General features: G+C 63.0%; 2 protein-coding genes and 1 pseudogene. 1 reads left to right on the top strand and 2 read right to left on the bottom strand.

Annotated elements, in window-relative coordinates:
- Nucleotides 1–1,540 (top strand): ABC transporter ATP-binding protein (locus ACXJ7R_RS30075; protein ID WP_457154999.1); only part of this gene is annotated, 1,540 nt, incomplete at its 5' end.
- A 27-nt stretch (nt 1,541–1,567) separates the two neighbouring features.
- Here the strand turns inward: ACXJ7R_RS30075 and ACXJ7R_RS30080 are convergent.
- Nucleotides 1,568–1,912 carry a hypothetical protein gene (locus ACXJ7R_RS30080; RefSeq protein WP_457155000.1) on the bottom strand — a complete coding sequence of 115 codons (345 nt, stop codon included), beginning with the start codon at nt 1,910–1,912 and terminating at the stop codon, nt 1,568–1,570.
- A gap of 292 nt (nt 1,913–2,204) precedes the next feature.
- A pseudogene (locus tag ACXJ7R_RS30085) lies at nt 2,205–2,422 on the bottom strand (hypothetical protein); the annotation flags it as partial.

The raw sequence follows: 2,422 nt of genomic DNA on the forward strand, positions 1-2,422 counted from the left end.
GAAGGGCATCAGCATCCACGTCAATGCAGGCGAAACCGTTGCCGTGGTTGGCGAATCCGGATCCGGCAAGAGCCAGACGATGATGGCGGCGATGAGCCTGCTGGCCTCGAATGGCGAAGCCACCGGCAGTGTCGACTATCGCGGCCGCAACCTTCTGACATTGAGCAAATCCGAACTGAACAAGGTCCGCGGCGCCAAGATCAGCATGATCTTCCAGGAGCCGATGACCTCGCTCGATCCGCTCTATTCGATCGGCAACCAGCTGATCGAACCGATCCGCYGGCATCGGGGCTTGAATGCCGCCGAGGCGCACGAAGAGGCGCTCAAGCTGCTGCGCCTCGTGCATATCCCCGATCCCGAGCGGCGGATGAAATCCTACCCGCATGAAATGTCGGGTGGCCAGCGCCAGCGCGTCATGATCGCCATGGCGCTTGCCAACGACCCGGACATCCTGATCGCCGACGAGCCGACGACGGCGCTCGACGTGACCATCCAGGCGCAGATCCTGATGCTTCTGGCCGAGCTGCAACGCAAGCTCGGCATGGCGATCGTCTTCATCACCCACGATCTCGGCATCGTCCGGCGCTTCGCCGACCGCGTCTATGTCATGCGCCAGGGCGAGGTCGTCGAGGAGGGGGAGGCGGAGGCCATCTTCGTCAATCCGCAGCATGCCTATACGAAAATGCTGCTGGCGGCCGAGCCGACGGGCAGCAAGGCGCCGCCGCCTGCCAATGCCCCGGTGGTGCTCGAAGGCAGGAATGTCGAAGTGACATTCAGGATCGGCGGCGGGTTTCTTGCTGGCGAGCCGCTGATGCTGCGCGCCGTCGACCACATCTCGATCCGGCTGCAGCGCAACCAGACCATCGGCATTGTCGGTGAATCCGGCTCGGGCAAATCGACGCTCGGCCGCGCCTTGCTGAGGCTGTTGCCGAGCGATGGCCTCATCCGTTTCGGCGACCGCGACATTTCCACCGCCGACCGACAGGCGATGCGGCCGCTGCGGCGCGAGATGCAACTGGTCTTCCAGGACCCGTTCGGTTCGCTGTCGCCGCGCATGACCGTCGGCCAGGTTATCACCGAAGGGCTGCTGGTGCATGAGCCGAACCTGTCGGGCAAGCAACGCGATCAACGCGCGGTCGAGGCCTTGAACGAAGTCGGCCTCGATCCCAATGCACGCAACCGCTACCCGCACGAATTCTCCGGCGGGCAACGGCAGCGCATCGCCATCGCGCGGGCCATGATCCTGAAGCCCAAACTGGTGGTGCTGGACGAGCCGACCTCGGCCCTCGACCGCTCGGTGCAGAAGCAGATCGTCGAACTGCTGCGCAAGCTGCAGGCAGACCACGAACTGTCCTACCTCTTCATCAGCCACGATCTCTCGGTCGTGCGCGCCATGGCCGACTACATCATCGYCATGAAGCAAGGCAAGATCGTCGAGGAGGGGCCGACCGAGGCGATCTTCAGCAACCCGCAGCACGCCTACACACAGACGCTGATGGCCGCCGCGATCGACGTCACACGCTTCAGGCTGAGCGCCTGAAGCGCGTCCGCCCGGGTGAGCTCAAGCTCATTGCGAAGGCGAGGTGCATCGGCGTGCCCTGGCGCTGGCAAGAGCCGCTTGTTGCTGTTTCAGGCGGTCGATCCTGGCCGTTTCGCGCTCCGCGACCGCGCCCTTCACGCGTGCGCCGCCAAGCAGCCAGCGTGGAACGCTGGTGTTGGCGACCTTGCCGCGGGTGATTGCGGTTTGCGAGATGTCGCGCGCGACGTCACCCATCGCGCTGTTGAGCTCGGCGCAGCTCATGCTGTCGTATTTCGCCGGATCGACGGTTCGGCCGATCGACGAACAGCCGGCGAGAAGAAACAGTGCAATCACAAGAGCCGGTGGTGAGGCTGTCGTTGAAATCAGATTCATGTCCGCACCCCGGCACAGCCGCTTCACTGGCTCTATCACATGCATCGAACTACTAGAGCCGACGGCGATCTTCGTCAAAGTTTCCGATCGCTACGGAACCCATCGCAGAGCCGAACCCATCGCCACATGAACACACGGGGGGGGGGGCGCAAAATTTCAGGAACGTTCTCGGTCACTCGAAGTTGGTGTCCGTCGAGTGCACTAAAACAATGACTGGTAAACGGGGAAGCCCGTCCCGGCTGACGCTGGGGCGGGCTTTCTTTTCGTGTTCGCTTGGGCAGGCAGTGGGCGATCAGTAGCCGTCGTTTTCGATGACCACGGGGTGGTGGTGATAGTGACGGTGAGTGGAAACGGAGCCTGTCACGACGACGGTGTCTGGGCGATGATGCCGTCTCACGACGACCATGTCTCCGCGATGATGCCGGCGTCCATGATCGTAGAACGCAACTTCGCCATGGCGGCGGTGATGCAAGCGCTGACCGTCCTCGTTGATGATCCTGACGCTGTTGT

The organism is Mesorhizobium sp. P5_C1 (genome assembly GCF_054049815.1).